Genomic DNA, 20,112 nt, shown 5'->3' with positions numbered 1-20,112 from the left:
GTCATACTTGCGGCTCCGAAGCCTAAAGCTTCCGGAGCCGCCAAAATTCCTCATTGTAAATGTTATTCTTCTTACAGAACCGGCATCGCTTGGGACGAGAAGTTGATCGACTCAAGCATGTCAAGCAAAGCACGTACCGTATCGAGCGAGGTCATGCACACGACGCCGTTTTCGACCGCTTCACGGCGGATGCGGAATCCGTCACGCTCCGGCTCTTTTCCTTTGGTCAGTGTATTGATCACGAAGTGGGCTTCCCCGTTGCGGATCATATCCAGAATGTTCGGAGACCCTTCGCTTAGCTTATTAACCGTGGTCACATGGATATTTGCCGCTTGCAGCGCAGCCGCCGTACCGCCTGTAGCCATAATCTTGTAGCCCAGTCTTGAGAATCCGCGAAGAATTTCCACAGCCTCTTCCTTATCCTTGTCCGCAACCGTCGCGATGATCGCGCCAGTGGCCGGAATTCTCATGCCTGCCCCGACAAGTCCTTTGTACAGCGCTTTGGCATACTGCGGATCGCGTCCCATAACCTCGCCCGTCGATTTCATTTCAGGGCCGAGGGTCGGCTCTACGCGGCGCAATTTCGCGAAGGAGAAGACCGGAACCTTAACGGATACATAATCGGCTTCAGGCCATAAGCCGTCCGTATATCCCAGATCCTTCAGCTTCGTGCCGAGAATGCATTGTGTAGCAACGTTGGCCATCGGAATGTTCGTCACTTTGCTCAGGAACGGAACTGTCCGTGAGGAGCGAGGATTTACTTCAATCACGTATACCTCGTTGTTGTAGATGACGAACTGGATATTCACTAGGCCAACCGTCTTCAGCTCTCTGGCAATTTTGATTGTAATATCCGCAATTTTGTTCTTCAATTCATCGGATACATGCTGCGGCGGATATACCGCAATGGAGTCGCCGGAATGCACGCCGGCTCTCTCGATATGCTCCATAATTCCCGGAATGAGCACCGTCTCGCCATCGCAGATCGCATCCACCTCAACCTCTTTGCCAAGCATGTAGCGGTCGATAAGCACCGGATGCTGCGGATTGATGTTGACGGCCTCCTCCATGTATTTCAGCAGCTCTTGGTCAGAGTACACGATTTCCATAGCACGCCCGCCAAGCACGTAGGATGGGCGGACGAGCACCGGATAACCGAGCGATTGCGCCGTCCCGACGGCTTCATCCACAGAGGTTACCGTGCTGCCCTTCGGCTGGGCAATTTGCAATCGGGACAACAGCGCCTCGAACTTCTTCCGGTCCTCAGCCTCGTCGATGCTCTCCAGCGATGTTCCGATGATGCGCACGCCTGCTGCCTGCAGCGGTGCCGCCAGGTTAATCGCAGTCTGTCCGCCGAACTGAACGATGACACCTACCGGCTTCTCTTCTTCGATCACATTCATGACATCCTCGAAGAAGAGCGGTTCGAAATAGAGCCGGTCCGATGTATTGAAATCCGTCGATACCGTCTCCGGGTTATTATTAATGATAACCGCTTCATAGCCCGCCTTCTGGATCGCCCAGACGGCATGCACCGTGGAGTAGTCGAATTCAATGCCCTGGCCGATCCGGATCGGCCCGGAGCCAAGCACGACAATCTTCTCCTTCTCCGACTGCACGACTTCGTTCTCGGTCTCATAGGTAGAGTAATAGTAAGGCGTGGAGGCTTCAAACTCCGCTGCGCAGGTATCTACCATTTTGTATACCGGACGCAGGTTATGCTCCTTGCGGAAGTGAGTTACGCTCTCCTCCGTCAGATGCGTTCCCCCCGGCTGGCCTGCCGCCCGCAGTTCGGCAATGGCCCGGTCCGTAAAACCAAGGCGCTTGGCTTCATAGAGCGTCTCGTACGTCAACGCCGGCTCAGATGCAATCTTAGCCTCGAATTGAACAAGGCGCTCGATTTTATCGAGGAACCACCAATCGATTTTCGTCAAATCCTGAATTTGCTGCAGCTTGTAGCCGCGGCGGAACGCTTCGGCGATCAGGAACAGCCTTTCATCATCCGCCTGAACGAGCCGCTGCTCCAGCGTCTCCTGGCTCAGGCTCTCCGTGCCCTTCAAATAGAGGCGGTGCGTGCCGATTTCCAAGGAGCGGACGGCTTTGTGGATCGACTCCTCGAACGTCCGTCCGATCGCCATAACCTCGCCCGTCGCTTTCATTTGCGTTCCCAGTTTACGGTTCGCATGAACGAATTTATCGAACGGCCAGCGTGGGATTTTGCTGACGATATAATCCAGCGTCGGCTCAAAGCAAGCGTAGGTCTGTCCCGTTACCGGATTGACGATTTCATCCAAAGTGTAGCCAAGCGCGATTTTGGCGGCCATTTTTGCAATCGGGTAGCCCGTTGCCTTGGAGGCCAGGGCAGAAGAGCGGCTGACCCGCGGGTTAACTTCGATCACATAATATTGGAAGCTTTGCGGATCGAGTGCGAACTGGACGTTGCATCCGCCCTCAATGTTCAAAGCGCGAATGATCTTGAGCGAAGCGGAGCGGAGCATTTGGTACTCGCGGTCCGACAGAGTCTGGCTCGGTGCCAGGACGATGCTGTCTCCGGTATGGACACCGACAGGATCAAAGTTCTCCATATTACATACGACGATGCAGTTATCGTTCGCGTCGCGCATGACCTCGTATTCGATTTCCTTCATGCCGGCGATCGATTTCTCGATCAGGCATTGCCCGATCGGACTGTAACGGATCCCGGAAGCAACGGTCTCCTTAAGCTCCGCCTCGGTTGCGCAGATTCCGCCGCCCGTGCCGCCCAGCGTATAAGCCGGACGGACGATGACCGGGTAACCGATCTCGTCGGCAAACCGCAGCGCTTCTTCCACGGTAGTTATGATCGTGCTCTCCGGCACCGGCTGATCCAGCTCCCGCATCAGTTCGCGGAACAAATCCCGGTCCTCCGCCTTCTCGATCGACGTAAGCTGTGTACCGAGCAGCTTCACGTTCTCGCGCTCAAGTACGCCCGCACGGGCCAGCTCGACCGCCATATTCAGCCCCGTCTGTCCGCCAAGCGTCGGCAGCAATCCGTCCGGACGCTCCTGGCGGATGATCTGGGTAACGAAGTCCAGCGTAATCGGTTCAATGTATACTTTATCCGCCATGTTCGTATCGGTCATGATTGTGGCAGGGTTGCTGTTAATTAATACAACTTCGACGCCCTCTTCCTTCAAGGCTTGGCACGCCTGGGTTCCGGCATAGTCGAATTCAGCTGCCTGCCCGATCACGATTGGACCGGAGCCAATGACGAGAATCTTCTTGAGGTCTTTATTGATCGGCATATTAAAGCTCTCCCTTCGCAGCGGCCATCATTTCAGCCTGGCGAGATTTTTGCGGATTGTTCTGCTTATGTTCTCTGATCATTTCCAGGAACTGATCAAACAGATAATTATTGTCCTGAGGTCCAGGGGACGCCTCTGGATGATATTGCACCGAGAAGGCCGGGTATTTCTTATGTCTGACGCCTTCGATCGTCTTGTCGTTGTTATTGATGTGCGTGATTTCCAGCTCCGTGCCGGCAATGGAGGATTCCTTTACCGCGTAGCCGTGATTTTGGGATGTGATATAGCATCTTCCGGTCGCCAGCTCCTTGACCGGATGGTTGCCGCCGCGGTGGCCGAATTTCAGCTTCTCCGTATCCGCCCCGCAGGCCAGAGACAGCAGCTGATGACCGAGACAGATACCGAAGATCGGAAATTCGCCAAGCAGCTCAGCGATCATCTTCACGGCATGAGGCACGTCCTTCGGATCGCCAGGGCCGTTCGACAACTGGATGCCGTCCGGATTAAGCCGGCGGATCTCCTCGGCCGTCGTATCATGCGGTACGATGACCACATCGCAGCCGCGCTGATTCAGCTGACGCAGAATTCCGTTCTTCGCTCCGAAATCGACGAGCACGATCCGCTCCTTCATTCCCGGATTATGGTACAAATGCGTTGTCGAAGTGCTGGCCACCTGATTGTGCAGCTCCTGGACGCAGACTGTATCCATCATAGCCTTCAGCTCTTCCACCGATTTGGCGGAGGTTGTGATGATTCCCTTCATCGTTCCGTTCTGACGGATTTTTCTTGTCAGCATCCGCGTATCGATATCTGAAATTCCAGGAATGCCATGCTCTTTAAGCAGCTCTCCCAGGCTGTATTGCGCCCGCCAATTACTAGGAATCGGCTCGTAGCGGCGTACCACGAGTCCGTGGATGGATGGAACGAGCGATTCAAAATCGTCCCTGGAAATGCCGTAATTGCCGATAAGCGGATAAGTCATCGTCACGATTTGCCCGTAGTAGGAAGGGTCGGATACAACCTCCTGATAGCCTGTAACACCTGTATTAAATACGACCTCACCCGTAAATTCGCCCTCTGCTCCGAATGATTTTCCGGTAAACAGCGTGCCGTCCTCCAATAACAATCTTGCCTGCATTTCCCCGCACTCCTTTATGCTCGACTTGTATATCTGTAAAAAAGGTTTCCTCAATCAACTTGCCATAATATTTAAATTATAAATTATTGCCCTTGATAGACTACTTTGCCGTCCACGATCGTCATAACCGGCCAGCCTTTGAGCTTCCAGCCGCCGAAAGGAGTGTTCCGTCCCTTCGAGGCGAAGGTATCCGGATTGACCTCCTGCTCCTTGTTGAGGTCCACGATGGTCAAATCCGCAGGCGCTCCCGGCTCCAATTTGCCGGAGGGCAGCCCGAATACCCGCGCAGGGTCTGCCGTCATACGCTGTACAAGCAGGGACAGGTCCCATTGCCCGGTCAACACAAATTTGGTATACAGCAGCGGGAAGGCCGTCTCGAAGCCGACGATGCCGAACGGTGCAAGCTGCATGCCTTTGGCCTTCTCTTCTTCGCTATGCGGCGCATGATCCGTCACAATCATGTCGATCGTGCCGTCCTCCAAAGCTTGAATACAAGCTTCGACATCGCGGCGGGAGCGAAGCGGCGGATTCATTTTCCAATTGGCATCCAGGCCCGGAATATCCGTCTCAGCCAGCAGCAAATGGTGCGGGCATACCTCGGCCGTCACGCGGATCCCGATTTCCTTCGCTTGTCGGATCAAGCGAATCGACTGCTCCGTGCTGACATGGCACACATGATAGTGTACGCCCGTCGCTTCCGCGAGAAGAATGTCCCGGCCGACATGAATCGCTTCTGACTCGTTCGGGATGCCTTTCAGCCCATGACGCTTGGCGAATTCCCCTTCATTGACCGGAGCCCCTTCCACAAGGGAGTTGTCCTCACAATGGGCGATAATCGGCATGCCCAGAGACTGGGCAAGCGCCATGGCATCCTTCATCATTTGCGCGCTTTGTACGCCGACGCCGTCATCCGTAAAGCCGATGGCCCCCGCATCCTTCAGCGCCGCGAAATTCGTCAGCTCACGGCCGAGCTCGTTCTTCGTAATCGCCGCGTAAGGCAGAACCTTGACGAGTCCCGCTGCTTGGGCTTTGCTCTTCACCAGCTCGATCGTCTCCGGGGTATCGATGACCGGCCGCGTGTTCGGCATGCAGGCGATCGTCGTAAAACCGCCCTTAGCCGCCGATCTGGAGCCCGTCTCGATCGTCTCTTTATGCTCGTAGCCCGGCTCGCGCAAGTGAACGTGCATATCGATAAAGCCCGGCGTTACCAGCTTGCCTCCGGCATCGATCGCTTGGTCCGCCCCCTCGGGACCTTCGCTTCCCGCAGCCGCAAGCAGCTCGATCACTCCGTCCCGGATATATATGTCTTTCAACTGAAGCTTGCCGTTACCGTCCAATACATTGGCATTTGTAATTTTGAGTAGCATAACTTACCTCCGCTCATTGAATTGCTGATTGCTGTATCAAGCATTCGTTTATATATTAATCGCTAGTGCTTCATTGCTCGCTCCATGACCGCCATCCGAATCGGCACCCCATTCTCCATTTGCTTGAAGATGCGGGATTGGTGATGCTCCACAACGCTGTCGTCGATCTCCACATTCCGGTTGACCGGTGCGGGATGCATGATAATGACATGCGGGGCCAGTTTGCGCGCCCGTTCCTCCGTCATTCCGTAATTCAGCCTGTATTCCTCAGCCGAGCTCATAACTCCCTCTCCTGCCGCATGACGCTCGAGCTGTACCCGCAGCATCATCACCACGTCGCTGCACATCGCCTCGTCAATCGATACATATGGAGCATGGCGCTCCAGCTCAGGCGCTTTCATGCTGTCCGGTGCGCAGAATTTCACCTGCGCTCCTAATTTCTGCAGCGCCCACAGATTCGAGCGGGCTACCCGGCTGTGCTTGATATCGCCGATAATGGATACCTTCAGTCCCTGCAGCTCGCCAAAATGCTTTCTCATCGTATAAAGGTCCAGCAGCGCTTGAGTCGGATGCTCATTATTGCCGTCACCGGCATTGACAAGCGGAATCGATACCCTCTCGGCCAGTTCCTCCAGGACGCCGACCGGTTTAAGCCGGATGACCCCGGCATCAATGCCCATCGACTCCAGCGTACGAACCGTATCATAAATGGATTCGCCCTTCTCAACGCTCGAGGACGCTGCACTGAAGTTCAGAACCTCCGCCCCCAGGCGCTTCTCTGCCATTTCGAAGGAAAAGCGCGTGCGCGTGCTGTTCTCAAAAAACATGTTGGAGATAAAGCGGCCCTTCAAAATCGGAATCACTTTTTCGCTCTGGCTTTCCCAGTAGGCAGCACGGTCGAGAATCCAGTTGATTTCTGCACTGCTCAAATGCTTTAATCCCAGCAAGCTGCGTTCTTTCAATGCGGAAGCTGTCATGGCCATATCAGTTCTCCTCCCGTTGGTGCATTATCCGTACCATGTCGCTGCCGTCGATTTCCTGAAGAAGAACTTCAATTTCCTCGGATTTAGAGGTGGGAACGTTCTTGCCGATGTAATCCGGCCGGATCGGAAGCTCCCGGTGCCCGCGGTCTGCAAGCACGGCCAGCTGAATGCTCTCCGGGCGCCCGCAGTCCATAATCGCGTCCATCGCCGCGCGGATCGTGCGTCCCGTATATAGCACATCATCGAACAAGATGACTTTCTTGCCATGCACCGGCAGCTGGAAGGACTGTTCATTCGTCCCTTCCGCCGAGGCGTTCCGGTCATCCCGGTAGAAGGTCACGTCCAACTCCCCCCAGGGGATGCTTGCGCCTTCGATTTCTTCAAGCCGCTCGGCGAGCCGTTTGGCCAGGAACACCCCCCGCGTTTTAATTCCAGCAAGCACGCAGCCTTCAATCCCTTTATTTCTTTCCAGAATTTCGTGCGCAATTCTTGTTAATGCCCGCCGAATCGCAGTCTCATCCATAATGACACGTGTCTCGATGCTCATATACTCCAGCCTCCTTAGGACGATAAATTCACCTGGTTCCGTGATAGCGCACAAAAAAAACTCCTTGCCTGATTCAGGCAAGGAGTTGTTAGCCATAGCAAATGACCATGACCACCATGCGGGTAGCTGCCGGAGACGCCCGCAAAAAAGCGCAGATCTCCCACCAACCCATTCACGTTACCTTGCCAGCCTCACGGGACTGATTTAAAGGTGCTATTGATTTAAGAGAATTATGACAGAAAGCACCTTAAGTTGTCAAGAAGGCAGCCTATAATTCAGCGGATGAAAATTCTGGAACGAGAGGATTGGCGATTGCAGAATATTGTAATGCATAGTTGAACCAGTACAGAACCATGCAGAGCCATCGCCAGGAGTATCTTAAATAATTATACATAATAATTAATATTTATACAACACTCTTGGCATAGCCCTTTAAAATATAAAAGAAATATTCCCAAGCCGGCGCTTGATTTCCTCAACGACGCTTCGCTCCTCCTCCGCCCCGGCGGCGGCGAACGTTACCGAGAAGCGCACGTATGCGCCGGCATCATCCCAGGGCACAGTCGAAATCAGCTTGTGGCGGATCAAATACTGGGAGAAATCCTCTGCTGACTTAAATTCTTCTCCGCCGGCTATCCCTTTGGGTGCTTTCACGTATAGAAAAAAAGAGCCCCGCGGCTTGCTCGCCTGAAAGCCAAACTCGTTCAGCGCATTCACGAGCAGCTCGTGCCGCCTTGAATATTTGGCAGCGATCGCCTCAGTAATTTCCGGCCGCGACAGCGCATACGCGGCTGCCTTCTGAATTGCGATGAATTGTCCGGAATCGCAGTTGTCCTTTACATCGCTGAACGCCTTTACGATCTGCGCATTGCCGGCGACGAAGCCGATTCGCCAGCCCGTCATGTTAAACGATTTGGACAGGGAATGCAGCTCGACGCCAACCTCCTTAGCCCCCGGCACGGACAGGAAACTGAGCGGCTTCGTCCCGTCGTAGGTGAGGGCCGCATAGGGTGCGTCATGAACGACGATGACATGATGCTTCTTGGCCCAGTCAACCACTTGCATAAAAAACTCCGAAGTAGTACAAGCGCCCGTGGGATTGTTCGGATAATTCAAATAGAGCAGCTTGGCTCTTTGTGCAACCTCCTGAGGAATCGATTCTAGATCCGGAAGGAAATCATGCTCCTCCGTGAGATGTACATTGTATACTTCCCCGCCCAAGTATTTCGTATGAGTCCCAAGCACCGGATAGCCCGGAACCGTCATGATCGCCAGATCTCCCGGATTAATAAAGCAATAGGGGAGCATAGCCAACGCCGGCTTTGAGCCGATCGAGTGAACGATTTCCTCAGCCGGGTCAATGCCGTGAACGCCGAACACATCAGCTAAATAACGCGCGGCAGACGCCTTGAATTCGAATATGCCATTGTCTGCATACCCCCTGTTTTCCGGCTTTGCCGCCTCTGCGGCCAGCCTGGCTACGACGGCGATGTTCGCCATGTCATCCGGCTCGCCGACCCCCAGATCGATCAGCTCCATCTCAGGAAGCGCTGCCCTGGCTGCTGCTTTCGCCCGCTTGATTTTCTCAAATTTATAAATGGCTGTGTCCTTGCCATAATCTGCGCCGCCGATTCTGTCGGCGAACTGCAGCTGAATAAATGCCTCTTTACCGGATTTCAAATTCATTGCTTTTGTCATCATAATTATCCATCTCCTTTATCGGTCTAGATTTTATGATGAGCTAAGCCAGGGCAGCCAGGGAATGGATAAATCGGGCTATCGTTTGCACTTTTTGCCTCGTACCCAATTTAGAATGCCAAAACACCTTCTGAACTACCGGCTCCCAAGCTCGATATTTTCAGAAGGTGTTCCAGATAAATTCCATATATTCAGCGTAAACTGAAATTTTAACGGCTCCGCAGCGAATGAAGCAGATCCTCCATATCCGCAGGGATCGGAGCTGTGAACTCCTTGTACTCGGCGGTAGAAGGATGGACGAAGCCGAGCACTGTGGCATGGAGCGCTTGGCCGTTGATTTTCAGGCCCTTGCTGCGCCCATACATCGGATCGCCAACCAGCGGATGGCCGATAAACTTCATATGCACGCGGATTTGATGCGTTCTGCCGGTCTCCAGCTTCAGTTCGAGCAGTGTATAGTCCCCAAACCGCTCCACCACGTGAAAATGCGTTACCGCATGCTTGCTGTTCCGGTCGATAACGGTATACATTTTACGGTCATGAGGATCCCGGCCGATTGGCGCATCAACTGTTCCCTGATCATGGCTCAAATTCCCTTGAACGAGCGCCAAATACTTCCTCGTGACGGAATGCTCCTTAAGCTGCGCCGCCAATGAGGCATGGGACTTATCATTCTTCGCTGCCATGATCAGCCCTGACGTATCCTTATCAATCCGGTGTACGATTCCCGGGCGAAGCTCACCGTTAATGCCCGATAAATCCTTGCAGTGCGCCATCAGCGCATTGACCAGCGTCCCGGAGGAATGCCCTGGAGCCGGATGTACGACCATGCCGCGCGGTTTATTAACGACGATGACATCGCTGTCCTCGTAGTAAATATCCAGCGGAATATCCTCCGGCACGATTTCCACGGACTCCGCCTCGGGAATCGTAAGCGTAATGCGGTCTCCAGGAGCGAGCTTGTAATTTGTCTTCACCTTCGCGCCATTCACAAGCACGCTGCCGCCCTCTATCCAGATTTGGATTTGAGTTCGCGAGATTTCGTCGCCCAGCTGCTCCTTCACGAATTTATCGATCCGGGTCTTGGCCGACACTTCATCAATAAGCCATTCCATTTCATGATCCTCTGCATTTTCGTAAGATGTCATTTCATTCATGCCTTATCCTCTGAATCCGCACTCACGGTGGCCGAGGCCTTTTTCTCCCGCTTCATTTCCAGGAACGAATCCAGCACAATCATCCCGAAGCCGATGACAATGGAGGAATCGGCCACATTAAATATAGGAAACGTGTAGCTGCCAAAATTGAATTGCAGGAAGTCAACAACTTCCCCGGTCAGCAGCCGGTCAAGGAAGTTGCCAAGCGTTCCGCCCAGAACGAGGGAAAGCGCAACCGGCAGCAATTTGTTGGAGGAACGCTTCGCTTTTTGTAAATACCAAATGACGCCAATCACGACGATGATCGTAAATATGATAAAAAACCAACGCTGATTCTCCAGAATCCCGAAAGCCGCGCCACGGTTGCGATGCGAAGTAATGAGGAAGAAGTCTCCGATGATGGGAATTTGCTCTCCTAAGGTCATTCGCGTGGCAATCAAATACTTCGTTCCCTGATCAATCAGGAAAATAACTAACGCGATCAAAAAATAAATCATGCGGCAAGTCACCTCGTTTTTCATTTCCCCCGCATCCGCTGGCGGTAGGATTAACCACATGTAGGCCCAGTATATTGTAGCACAGCAGGAATTAAGTCGTCCATGTAAGATAGTATTTTCCGTAGGTAAATCGTCGTGCTTTGACACAAAATAAAGCCATGACCAATGCCCGCGCGACTACCTTCGGGCCGAAAGGAGACCTGACCTCAAATGAGTCATCTTAGCAAGCAGCTCCTCGCGGAGCTTGAAGCCCAGCTGCGCTCCGAGCAGCAGTCCATCGAAACCAAGCTGTCGGCCAACGATCACTACGGCCTAAACGGGAGCGTCAGCGACAATACAAGCGAGCTTAGTACGGTTGACAATCACCCTGGCGATATCGGGACAGAGGTGTTCGAGCGCGGTAAAGATGTGGCTCTCACCAATCATGATGAATTGCGGTTGACCCGCGTGAAGGACGCGCTGGATCGGATAGCTGCTGGAAGCTACGGCTATTGCTTAACCTGCGACCAGCCGATTGACATCGAGCGGCTAAGAGCCATACCCGAGACGGCTTACTGCAAAGATCACAGTCCGCAGTCCAGAGTATCGAGAGACCGGCCTGTAGAAGAGCTGGTGCTGTATCCGCCGTTCGGCCGAACGAGCCTGGACGAGCGTGCCGACGAGACCGAGTTTGACGGCGAAGACGCCTGGCAGATTGTCGAAAGCTACGGTACTTCGAATTCTCCCGCCATGGCGGAGGAGGACGAAGTAGATGATTACAATGATATGGAAATTGAAGCCAGCAACGAACTAGACGGATTCGTCGAACCGTACGAAAGCTTTGTTGCTACGGATATTTACGGCCGTAACGTCGTTTTTTACCGCAATGGCCAATACCGTAAGCATATGAGCGCCACGGAACATCTGGAAAGCGAGGACTCGCTTGGCGACGGACCGAACATCTATTGAGCGTAAGACCGCCCGGTCTTGCCTATTCGGAGTCTCAGCCGATCGAACGGGCTCGCTAATACGTATTAAGCTCCAGTTGGCGCTGAACGATTCTGACGATATCGGCAATATAATCCCCGATGATCGGCAAATTCAGCGCACCAAGGATTTGCAGGATATAGATAATCGTAGCCGCAAAAAAAGTAAACCCGATCGCAATCCCGATTCCTCTTGCCGTTCCGGCCAGTACATTGCGCCAAATAAGGCTCCAGGGCCGGCGCAGCAGTTCGGCGTATTCGATGATTCGCGATTGTTCAAGCTGCTGCGCCCACTTTAAAGTTAAATTGTACATGGCGTTTATCTTCTCTTCCTCTGCCGCTCCGCCATGGTTGCGATGAATATGGTCCATTTCCGTTATGCCCGCTGCCTCTGCCGCTTGGTCTCGGCCTGCTTTCGGTCTCTGTAGAGTCATCCCGTTATCCCACCCTTTACTGATGGCCGCACTTTAGAAGTTATTTATGAACACAAACGAGCCGGGCTCCCTTGAACAAAGGGAATCGCCAAGGCTCGTTTGTGCTTGGGTTCTAAATATTATGACCGTCAGTCCGGGCCGCCATTCAACGATTAGCCCTTAATCAGGATTCCGACCTTCTTCGCGCCGAGGTCAGTGATTTCGGCTTCGTCTCCCAGCTTGCCGAACGCCACGTCCGTGACCAGTACATTGTCGCGCAGCACCTGCTCAAACGCCACGATCGCCGCTTGCAGCTCATCGTCCACATCAAGCGTCAGATGCACTCTTAGCTCGATCGGCAGATCCAGCTTCTTGCGGGTATCCTGAACGGCGCGGACAACCTCGCGTACCCAGCCCTCCTGCTCGAGCTCCGGCGTAATATCGGTGTTGAGCGCTACCGTAATGCCGTAACCGGACGCCGATGCAAAGCCGGGCTTCGCCTGCTTGTCGATCAGGAGCTCTTCGGCCGTGATCTGCAGCTCCTCCCCTTCCGGCGAGGTCACGTTGATCGCTCCGCCCTCTACCGCACGGCGGGTCTCCTCAGGCGCCAATCCTTTCAGGAAGCCCTGCAGGAAGCCTACGTTTTTACCATACTTTTTACCAGCTACCTTCAGATTCAGCTTCAGCGTGAAATCGACGAACCCGCTGTCGCTCGTCTCCAGTTCAATCTGCTTGACGTTGATTTCATCCTTGATGATTTCTTCGTACTCAGATACCGCAAAATCACGGTTCATGGAGACGATCAGGCTCGTCAGCGGCTGGCGGGTCTTGATTCCCGTCTCGTTCCGCACATTGCGGGCCAGCTCGACGATTTGACGTGCGGACTCCATATCGTTCTCCAGCTTCACATCGATTAACGCTTCGTCGGCCTTCGGATAATCGGCTAAATGTACGCTCTCGCCGCCACCCAGATTCGTGTAAATATCCTCGGACAACAGCGGCGTGTACGGCGCCATCAGTTTGGACAGCGTCAGCAATACATGAATCAGAGTCTGATACGCGGATACCTTATCTTCCCCAAGCCCGCTGCCCCAGAAGCGGTCGCGTGAACGCCGGATATACCAATTGCTTAGCTCGTCGATGAAGCCTTCGATCGCCTTGGCCGGGTTCAAGAAGTCGTTTACGGCGAGTCCTTTGCCCACTGCCTGGATCAGACTGTTCAACCGGGAAAGGATCCAGCGGTCCAGCTTGCTCTTCGACGGGCGGAATTCATGCTCCTCCGGCTTAAATCCATCGATTGCCGCATACAGCGTCAGGAAGGAGTGGGTATTAACCAGCGTATCCACCACTTTAGATTTCGCCTCGGCGACGATACCTTTGGAGAAGCGTTTGCTGTTCCACGGCGCGCTGTCAGACAGCAAGGCCCAGCGGAATGCGTCTGCTCCGAATTCATTGATAATATCCCAAGGATCGATGACATTTCCTTTAGACTTGGACATTTTCTGTCCATTTTCATCCAGGATATGGCCAGTCGAGATGACGGCCTTATAAGGAGCCTTGCCATTGTACAGCGTAGACACGGCCAGCAGGCTGTAGAACCAGCCGCGAGTCTGGTCGATCCCCTCGCAGATCATATCAGCCGGGTACTGCTCCTCGAACACCTTCTGGTCGCCGAACGGATAATGGTATTGAGCGAACGGCATCGAGCCGCTGTCGAACCAGACGTCGATGACCTCAGACGTTCGCTCCATTATGCCGCCCTCGCAATGCGGGCAGTGCAGCTTCACTTCATCGACGTAAGGCTTATGCAGCTCAAGATCCTCGGATACATGGCCTACGGCATGCTCGCGCAAATCCTTATGGCTGGAAGGCGCATATTCACCCTTACAGGAGCTGCACACCCAGACGTTCAGCGGGGTGCCCCAATAACGGTTGCGGCTGATGTTCCAATCGACCAGATCCTCCAGGAACTTGCCGAAGCGGCCTTCGCGAATATGCCCCGGGTACCATTGTACGCCGTTATTATTGGCGATCAATTGATCCTTCACCGCGGTCGTCTGAATGAACCAGCTCTCCATCGCGTAATAGAGCAGCGGCGATTTACAGCGCCAGCAGAACGGATAGCTGTGCTCGTATTTCTCTTTGGAATACAGCAGGCCCCGTTCGGACAGCCATTTTACAATATCCAGATCGCAATCCTTCACGAAGCGGCCTGCAAAATCCGTCACTTCTTCCGTATATCGTCCCTGCGTGTTGACGACGCTGACGAACTCAACCTTGTTCTCGCGGCATACTTTGTAGTCATCCTCCCCGTGGGCAGGAGCCATATGGACAATCCCTGTACCGCTTGCGTCCGTAACGAAATCGGCGCCGAGAATAACGAGACCGTTCTCCGGCGATACGTAGCTGAAAGGAGGAGTATAGGACTGGCCCACGAGCTCGGATCCCTTCAAAGTGGACAATACCGTGAACTCGCCTTTTAACACATCATCCGCCAAATTTTTGGCAACGATATATACACCATCCTCTTGCTGGGCACGAACATATTCCAGCTCCGGATTCACGGCTAGAGCCACGTGCGAAGGCAGCGTCCAAGGGGTCGTCGTCCAGGCAAGCACATATTCGCCGCTGTCCTTCAGCTTGAATTTCGCCGTAGCGCTCAAATCCTTGACGTCTTCATAGCCTTGGGCAACCTCATGGGAGCTGAGCGTCGTTTGGCAGCACGGGCAGTACGGGCTAACACGATGACCGCGGTACAGCAGTCCTTTCTGGTGAATGGTGGACAGAATATTCCACACGCTTTCGATATATGAATTTTGCAAAGTGATATACGGGTTATCGAGATCGGTCCAGTATGCGATCCCTTCCGTCAATTCACGCCATTGCTTCTCGTATTCGAACACGCTATCCTTACACTTCTTCACGAACTTCTCGACACCGTATTTCTCAATTTCCTGCTTGCCGGAAATGCCGAGCTGCTTCTCGACGCCAAGCTCAACCGGCAATCCGTGTGTATCCCAGCCGGCTTTGCGGACCACGCGGTAGCCGTTCATCGTCTGATAACGGCCGATGAAGTCCTTGATGACACGGCCTAGAACGTGGCCGATATGCGGGGCTCCGTTCGCGGTAGGCGGACCTTCATAGAATACATAATTAGGCCGTCCCTCGCGGTTCTCCATGCTGCGCTTGAACGTATTCTCCTGCTTCCATTTAGCGAGGATGCGTTGATCGCGGGCTCGCGCTGGTTCTTTGACATCTACTTTTCTCATTTTCGAAGCGACTTCCTTTCCATCCATATTGTTAGAGTTGCAGCCCTAACCTTCTAAGGCTCCTATGGGCAACAAAAAAAGCCCCGCCCCAAAAAGGGACGAGACTCTACGCTCGCGTTACCACCCTTGTTCCAAGCCGCTTCCAATCCGAAATGCTCCGGTCAGGCGGCATGGCACTTTGATCCCATACGCTTCATATGGGGCCGGTATAACGGCCGGCGGCCGGATAGAGCTTACGCTTTCCTTATCGGAAATCTCGGCTTATCTTCTCCGGGACGATATTCCGTCTGTGTCTTGAACGTTGACTCGCAGCAAATCATCAACTCTCTGAGAACAAAAACACAGCGTACTGGTTCCCATCATCAAATCCATATGCACGATTTAATATGTTATAGTTATAACTTACTTTACCCCGCTCTGTCAACCAGGGCTGCCGTTTAGTAAATCTCTTTAATTTCGCGGTCGCGGTTGCGCTCGCGATCCTCCAGCCGGTCACGGTCCTCCAGGGTATCCCAGCCGTCCTGGCTGAGCAGATCGAGCTGCGCTTCGACAAGCGTCCGGAAACGGGCGCGATAGATCGAAGCCTGCTTCTTCAGCTCCTCGACCTCCATCGCTATTTTTCGTGATTTCGCCAGCGATTCATTGACGATCCGATCTGCATTCTTCTCGGCTTCCTTCACGATGAGCTGAGCTTCCTTCTTCGCGTTGTTCTTTACCTCATCCGCCGCTTCCTGCGCCACGATGATCGTCTTGCTGAGCGTCTCTTCAATATTTGCAAAATGATCCAGCCGCTCCTGCACGGCCAGCAGCTGGCTTTGGAGCTCTTTATTCTCCCGGATCACGATCTCGTAATCTTTAATGACCTGATCGAGAAATTCATTGACTTCATCTTCATCGTAACCGCGAATACGTCTGGAAAACTCTTTATTATGTATATCCAGCGGCGTTAATGGCATATTGCGCACCTCCTAGAAAATTCGAAGCCTCCCCTAAAAAGCTGTTCAAAACACCGGCCTTCACGGTTGCGAAGGCCTCTCTTGAACCTGCATTAAAGGTCTGCTCTTGAACACGTACTCAAGGGAAGCGTGTACAGTCAAGTGTTGATGTTAAATTCGACAGGAATCCCCGAACTCCTGCATAGCCTTCACACAAATTTACCGATTCGGACACGGTGTCTGCCCTTTTTCGTCATGCCGTCCGTCTCCAACACCTTGAATCTGCCGAATCCTTGGAGCGCTACAATATCGCCGGATTTCAGCGGCTTGGACGGATCCTCCTCCGTCTTCCAGTTCACACGGCAGCGTCCCGCTTTGATCGGCACAACGATCTTGCTCCGGCTTAGGCGGAACACGTCGCTCGCAATCCCGTCCAAACGTAAAGAAGCCACCGTAATATCCAGCGGCTCAAGGACAGCATCTGCCGTTCTAAGCGCCTCGAGCTCCAGCACCTCGGTCGCCACGCTCACCCGGTGCACCTGGCGAAGATTCGTATCCAGGAACGCGGAGATTTCTTCGGCCACGATGACATGGCATCCGTCTTCGCGGACATGGATATCGCCGATTTTGTCCCTCTTAAGCCCGAGTCCGAGGATAGCGCCTAAATAGTCTCCATGCTGAAGGGAGGCCAGCTTCTGATCATCTGATGTGATGCTGAGCACCTTCATGTTCATCGGCTCCGCCTCGATTTCCCGGTAATCCGGCGCGATCAGGGCTCGCCTCCGCTCAGCTTCCGGGAAGCCGCCATCCAAACGGATGCGGACATCCGCATGGCGATTAGCAAGGCTCTCCATAATCTGGCATTGCCGCGGATCAAGGAAGTCGCTTAATTTCACCTCATGATAATCCCCTGCATTTACAACCCACTCCCAGGCCCGGTCAACGAACGGGCGCTCTTCCGGGAGAAAGTGCTCATAGATGTTAACCCGCATAAGCTTCCGTTACCCCAGCACGTAGCTCAGCACGCCGATCAGGCCGAAGACAGCCATCCGCAGCACGAAAATAGCGACGATCGGCGAAATATCGATCATGCCCATAATCGGCGGTATAAAACGTCTGAACGGGGACAAAAAGGGCTCGACCGCCTTGCCCAATAATTCTCCGATAAAGCTTTCACGGGCATTCGGCACCCACGACATCAAAATATAGATCAGAATCATGTAAAAATATATATCATGAAGCACCCAAATTAAGCTATAAATATCAATTCCCAAGCTGCCTTCACCTCATTCTGTTGGTATAATCGTGATCTTCCGTCAATATCTCGGTAATCGAGCCTTGTATTTCTACTGTATCCGGCGTACAGAGGAATATGTTGCCGCCGATTTTGGAAATGCTGCCGCTGAGCGCATAGATTGTTCCGCTGAGAAAATCTATGATGCGCATCGCCTGATCGTTGCGAACTCTCTGCAGATTCACGACAACCGACCGGTGCGAACGCAGATGATCGGCGATTTCCTGCGCCTCATCATAAGAACGCGGCTCATACAGGATGACCTTTACGTTCTTCTGGGAGTGGATACTGACGACATTGTTCATCTTTTGATTTCTCCGAGCCTCGAAGCTAGGAGGTTCAAGCTCGGCTTCCCCTTGCTCCTGCAGCTTCTCGCGTTCCACGATTTCTTCTTCTTCCTGAAGACCCAGAAAATTCATGAACCGATTCATAACTCCCATTACGTCTCCTCCCCTTTCCCTACTAAAAGTGTACCCAAGCGCACCCAAGTTGCCCCTTCCTCAATAGCTACTTCAAAATCTCCCGACATGCCCATCGACAGCTCGGTTAACGGTTCCTTCGTGATTTGCTGGGCATTTAGCCGGTCTCTCAGCTCGCGCAGCCCGCGGAACACCGGACGCGTCTGCTCCGGATCGTCTTCGATCGGCGCCATGGTCATAAGTCCAATGATTCTCACATGGGAATACGAAGCGATTTCCCGCAGCAGGTCCGCCGCCTCTTCCGGGCGAACGCCATGCTTGGACGCTTCTCCGGATACGTTCACCTGCAGGAATGCAGATACGGTAATCCCTTGCGCCGCCGCCCTCTTCTCCAGCTCCTTGGCCAGGGACAGGCGATCCAAGGAATGAATATATTGAAATTTGCCAATGACGTCCTTAACTTTATTGCTTTGCAGATGGCCGATGAAGTGCCAAACTCCCCGCCCTTCCAGCGCCTCCCATTTCGGGACGGCATTCTGCGGGCGATTCTCGCCGATATGAACGATGCCTTCATCCAGCAGCAAGCCTGTCGTCTCCAGGCTTACGTACTTCGTTACCGCGACGACGCTGACGTCCTCCCGCCGGCGGCCGCTTCGCTCGCAAGCCGCTTGAATGCGGCGTTCCACCTGCTGTATCCGTTCTTTGAGCGACAAAGAAAGGATCACCTCTCTTTCATGCCAATCCAGCTCGCCATCCTTCCGGTTATTCCGTTCTGCTTGCGATAAGAAAAGAACTTATCGGGATGGCAGCTTGTACACCACCTTGTACATTCGATATGAGTCGGCAATATTCCTGCTTTTATCATAATGATTCGATTCAATTCTTTCAAGTTCAGCATCCATCTGTCCGGATTGGCGGATGGGGACGCACATGCAGACACATCCTTCCCTTCATCCAACGCCGCTCTGACCCTGGACATCACCGCTTCATCCACCTCATAGCAGCAATCCCCGATCGACGGGCCGATCGCAGCCAGAATTTCCTCTCTGCGGCTTCCAAACTCCCTCTCCATCGTCTTGATGACCGCCGCAGCAATTTGGCCCACCGTCCCTTTCCAGCCTGCGTGAGCCAGGCCTATGGCCCCTTGTGACGGATCCAGGAAGTACAGCGGGACGCAATCAGCATAGAACGATGTCAGCAAAACTCCCCGAACATTCGTGACCAGACCATCCGTATTCTGAAAGGCGCTCTCACGGTCAAGCTGCCCCTTGCCCCTGTCCGCCTGCTTCACAACGGCCACGCGCGTTCCATGAACCTGCTCGCCGCAGGTCCACATTTCCGGAGCAAAGCCGAGGAATTCCGCCAGAATCCGGCGGTTCTCCAGCACCTGCACCGGGTCGTCGCCAACATGATAGGCGAGGTTTAGCGACTCGTAAGGAGAACTGCCCACCCCGCCGTTTCGCCCGGTGAAGCCTGCGCTAAGTCCGGGCAGCGCGCTGCTCCAGCCCTCCAGCATAAAGGCTTCTGGCTCCCCGGTTGTTTCTGTAGCTTTCCATTTAAACGGCTCCATCATCCACCTCTTTATGTTTTCATATCCTGAATGACTTATAGATTCAAGTGTACCATAAGAGGAATGGCTTTTCGAAGAACAGGCAGGGAACCCTCATCAGAGAAATCGCAGAGCCATTTATAGGAAACGCCGTTTACGCCGAAAACTCCCCTACCCGCGTCGTTCCGCTCTCCCGTCCCGATCGATGTAGACGGTCGTTTCGAACTGCTGTACTTCGTCCTGGGCCAAGCTATCCATTTTAACCAGCACGACATCCGAGCCGATTTTCACGATATTTTTCCAGGGAATGATCAAATCGCTGCCTCCCCCGAACAACCCCATGAACTTGCTGTTGACCGGAACTACGATGGCTTCGATGATCCCCTGCCGCAAATCGAGCTCCAAGTCGCTAATATGTCCTAGCCGCTTGCCGTCTACGACGTTGATGACATCCTTCGTTTGAAAATCAGATATTTTCATGCCAGCCTCCCGCCTGTCGCACATAATTTGCGGCACCCCTTGCGTCACGTGCAGCACCATGTATTTATGTATATGATGATCGTCCGCAAAACATTTAAGTGAACCTGCTTCGGAAAC

18 protein-coding genes and 1 other annotated feature are annotated in these 20,112 nt (G+C 53.4%); of the genes, 1 reads left to right on the top strand and 17 read right to left on the bottom strand.

All coding sequences use genetic code 11. The features are described 5' to 3' along the window. Positions 1 to 71: 71 nt before the first annotated feature. From carB to lspA, 8 genes are all read right to left on the bottom strand, one after another. Entirely contained in the window at positions 72 to 3,284 is a 3,213-nt protein-coding gene (gene carB / locus BN2762_RS13600; protein ID WP_055107494.1) for a carbamoyl-phosphate synthase large subunit, read from the bottom strand. Position 3,285: 1 nt separating this feature from the next. Beyond that, entirely contained in the window at positions 3,286 to 4,422 is a 1,137-nt protein-coding gene (gene carA, locus BN2762_RS13595; protein ID WP_055107493.1) for a glutamine-hydrolyzing carbamoyl-phosphate synthase small subunit, read from the bottom strand. A gap of 83 nt (positions 4,423 to 4,505) precedes the next feature. After that, the gene (locus tag BN2762_RS13590) at positions 4,506 to 5,789 is read right to left on the bottom strand and encodes a dihydroorotase (RefSeq protein WP_055107492.1); all 1,284 of its coding nucleotides are present in this window, start codon (positions 5,787 to 5,789) and stop codon (positions 4,506 to 4,508) included. 62 nt (positions 5,790 to 5,851) lie between these two features. Then, positions 5,852 to 6,772 (bottom strand): aspartate carbamoyltransferase catalytic subunit, encoded by a 921-nt coding sequence (locus BN2762_RS13585; protein WP_055107491.1) that lies wholly within the window; start codon positions 6,770 to 6,772, stop codon positions 5,852 to 5,854. A gap of 1 nt (position 6,773) precedes the next feature. Continuing rightward, the gene (gene pyrR, locus BN2762_RS13580; protein WP_055107490.1) at positions 6,774 to 7,319 is read right to left on the bottom strand and encodes a bifunctional pyr operon transcriptional regulator/uracil phosphoribosyltransferase PyrR; all 546 of its coding nucleotides are present in this window, start codon (positions 7,317 to 7,319) and stop codon (positions 6,774 to 6,776) included. Positions 7,320 to 7,751: 432 nt separating this feature from the next. Beyond that, positions 7,752 to 9,020 (bottom strand): LL-diaminopimelate aminotransferase, encoded by a 1,269-nt coding sequence (locus tag BN2762_RS13575; protein ID WP_392391576.1) that lies wholly within the window; start codon positions 9,018 to 9,020, stop codon positions 7,752 to 7,754. A gap of 206 nt (positions 9,021 to 9,226) precedes the next feature. Continuing rightward, the gene (locus BN2762_RS13570) at positions 9,227 to 10,165 is read right to left on the bottom strand and encodes an RluA family pseudouridine synthase (RefSeq protein ID WP_392391592.1); all 939 of its coding nucleotides are present in this window, start codon (positions 10,163 to 10,165) and stop codon (positions 9,227 to 9,229) included. Between the two features lie 5 nt (positions 10,166 to 10,170). Beyond that, positions 10,171 to 10,671, bottom strand: a complete 501-nt coding sequence (lspA, locus tag BN2762_RS13565; RefSeq protein WP_055107488.1) for a signal peptidase II — start codon at positions 10,669 to 10,671, stop codon at positions 10,171 to 10,173. A 210-nt stretch (positions 10,672 to 10,881) separates the two neighbouring features. Here lspA and BN2762_RS13560 point away from each other — a divergent pair, with 210 nt between their 5' ends. Then, a complete protein-coding gene (locus tag BN2762_RS13560; RefSeq protein ID WP_055107487.1) occupies positions 10,882 to 11,619 on the top strand; it encodes a TraR/DksA C4-type zinc finger protein in 738 nt (245 codons plus the stop codon). A gap of 55 nt (positions 11,620 to 11,674) precedes the next feature. On the opposite strand, the gene BN2762_RS13555 is transcribed toward BN2762_RS13560, so the two are convergent. The 9 genes from BN2762_RS13555 to BN2762_RS13515 all read right to left on the bottom strand — a co-directional run bounded on the left by BN2762_RS13555 (position 11,675) and on the right by BN2762_RS13515 (position 19,995). After that, positions 11,675 to 12,007 carry a DUF5665 domain-containing protein gene (locus tag BN2762_RS13555; protein ID WP_055110028.1) on the bottom strand — a complete coding sequence of 111 codons (333 nt, stop codon included), beginning with the start codon at positions 12,005 to 12,007 and terminating at the stop codon, positions 11,675 to 11,677. A 215-nt stretch (positions 12,008 to 12,222) separates the two neighbouring features. Further along, the gene (ileS, locus tag BN2762_RS13550) at positions 12,223 to 15,318 is read right to left on the bottom strand and encodes an isoleucine--tRNA ligase (protein WP_055110026.1); all 3,096 of its coding nucleotides are present in this window, start codon (positions 15,316 to 15,318) and stop codon (positions 12,223 to 12,225) included. A gap of 91 nt (positions 15,319 to 15,409) precedes the next feature. After that, positions 15,410 to 15,690: a binding site (T-box leader), on the bottom strand. A 65-nt stretch (positions 15,691 to 15,755) separates the two neighbouring features. Then, the gene (locus tag BN2762_RS13545) at positions 15,756 to 16,274 is read right to left on the bottom strand and encodes a DivIVA domain-containing protein (RefSeq protein ID WP_055107486.1); all 519 of its coding nucleotides are present in this window, start codon (positions 16,272 to 16,274) and stop codon (positions 15,756 to 15,758) included. A gap of 188 nt (positions 16,275 to 16,462) precedes the next feature. Then, a complete protein-coding gene (locus BN2762_RS13540) occupies positions 16,463 to 17,245 on the bottom strand; it encodes a YlmH family RNA-binding protein (RefSeq protein WP_055107485.1) in 783 nt (260 codons plus the stop codon). Between the two features lie 9 nt (positions 17,246 to 17,254). After that, on the bottom strand, positions 17,255 to 17,527 hold the full coding sequence (locus BN2762_RS13535; protein ID WP_074048629.1) for a YggT family protein: 273 nt from the start codon (positions 17,525 to 17,527) through the stop codon (positions 17,255 to 17,257). 7 nt (positions 17,528 to 17,534) lie between these two features. Continuing rightward, complete coding sequence (locus BN2762_RS13530) at positions 17,535 to 17,987, bottom strand: cell division protein SepF (protein WP_055107484.1); 453 nt, start codon at positions 17,985 to 17,987, stop codon at positions 17,535 to 17,537. Next, complete coding sequence (locus BN2762_RS13525; protein WP_055107483.1) at positions 17,987 to 18,679, bottom strand: YggS family pyridoxal phosphate-dependent enzyme; 693 nt, start codon at positions 18,677 to 18,679, stop codon at positions 17,987 to 17,989. Before BN2762_RS13525 ends, BN2762_RS13530 begins: the two co-directional genes overlap by 1 nt. 8 nt (positions 18,680 to 18,687) lie before the next feature. Then, positions 18,688 to 19,536 (bottom strand): peptidoglycan editing factor PgeF, encoded by an 849-nt coding sequence (pgeF, locus tag BN2762_RS13520; RefSeq protein WP_055107482.1) that lies wholly within the window; start codon positions 19,534 to 19,536, stop codon positions 18,688 to 18,690. 150 nt (positions 19,537 to 19,686) lie between these two features. After that, on the bottom strand, positions 19,687 to 19,995 hold the full coding sequence (locus BN2762_RS13515; protein ID WP_148499938.1) for a YlmC/YmxH family sporulation protein: 309 nt from the start codon (positions 19,993 to 19,995) through the stop codon (positions 19,687 to 19,689). Positions 19,996 to 20,112 lie beyond the last annotated feature (117 nt).

It is taken from the genome of Paenibacillus ihumii, from assembly GCF_001403875.1.
GTDB classification, from domain to species: Bacteria; Bacillota; Bacilli; order Paenibacillales; family Paenibacillaceae; genus Fontibacillus; species Fontibacillus ihumii.
This window is presented reverse-complemented; position numbering and strand designations above follow the sequence as displayed.

Excerpts from the sequence above, each read along its gene's own strand:
- BN2762_RS13540 (WP_055107485.1), bottom strand. The coding sequence starts at position 17,245 with ATGCGGGTTAACATCTATGAGCACTTTCTCCCGGAAGAGCGCCCGTTC.
- BN2762_RS13590 (WP_055107492.1), bottom strand. The coding sequence starts at position 5,789 with ATGCTACTCAAAATTACAAATGCCAATGTATTGGACGGTAACGGCAAG.
- BN2762_RS13575 (WP_392391576.1), bottom strand. The coding sequence starts at position 9,020 with ATGATGACAAAAGCAATGAATTTGAAATCCGGTAAAGAGGCATTTATT.
- BN2762_RS13515 (WP_148499938.1), bottom strand. The coding sequence starts at position 19,995 with ATGAAAATATCTGATTTTCAAACGAAGGATGTCATCAACGTCGTAGAC.
- BN2762_RS13560 (WP_055107487.1), top strand. The coding sequence starts at position 10,882 with ATGAGTCATCTTAGCAAGCAGCTCCTCGCGGAGCTTGAAGCCCAGCTG.
- BN2762_RS13545 (WP_055107486.1), bottom strand. The coding sequence starts at position 16,274 with ATGCCATTAACGCCGCTGGATATACATAATAAAGAGTTTTCCAGACGT.
- BN2762_RS13570 (WP_392391592.1), bottom strand. The coding sequence starts at position 10,165 with ATGACATCTTACGAAAATGCAGAGGATCATGAAATGGAATGGCTTATT.
- carB (WP_055107494.1), bottom strand. The coding sequence starts at position 3,284 with ATGCCGATCAATAAAGACCTCAAGAAGATTCTCGTCATTGGCTCCGGT.
- BN2762_RS13585 (WP_055107491.1), bottom strand. The coding sequence starts at position 6,772 with ATGGCCATGACAGCTTCCGCATTGAAAGAACGCAGCTTGCTGGGATTA.
- ileS (WP_055110026.1), bottom strand. The coding sequence starts at position 15,318 with ATGAGAAAAGTAGATGTCAAAGAACCAGCGCGAGCCCGCGATCAACGC.
- lspA (WP_055107488.1), bottom strand. The coding sequence starts at position 10,671 with ATGATTTATTTTTTGATCGCGTTAGTTATTTTCCTGATTGATCAGGGA.
- pgeF (WP_055107482.1), bottom strand. The coding sequence starts at position 19,536 with ATGGAGCCGTTTAAATGGAAAGCTACAGAAACAACCGGGGAGCCAGAA.
- BN2762_RS13555 (WP_055110028.1), bottom strand. The coding sequence starts at position 12,007 with ATGGACCATATTCATCGCAACCATGGCGGAGCGGCAGAGGAAGAGAAG.
- pyrR (WP_055107490.1), bottom strand. The coding sequence starts at position 7,319 with ATGAGCATCGAGACACGTGTCATTATGGATGAGACTGCGATTCGGCGG.
- carA (WP_055107493.1), bottom strand. The coding sequence starts at position 4,422 with ATGCAGGCAAGATTGTTATTGGAGGACGGCACGCTGTTTACCGGAAAA.
- BN2762_RS13530 (WP_055107484.1), bottom strand. The coding sequence starts at position 17,987 with ATGGGAGTTATGAATCGGTTCATGAATTTTCTGGGTCTTCAGGAAGAA.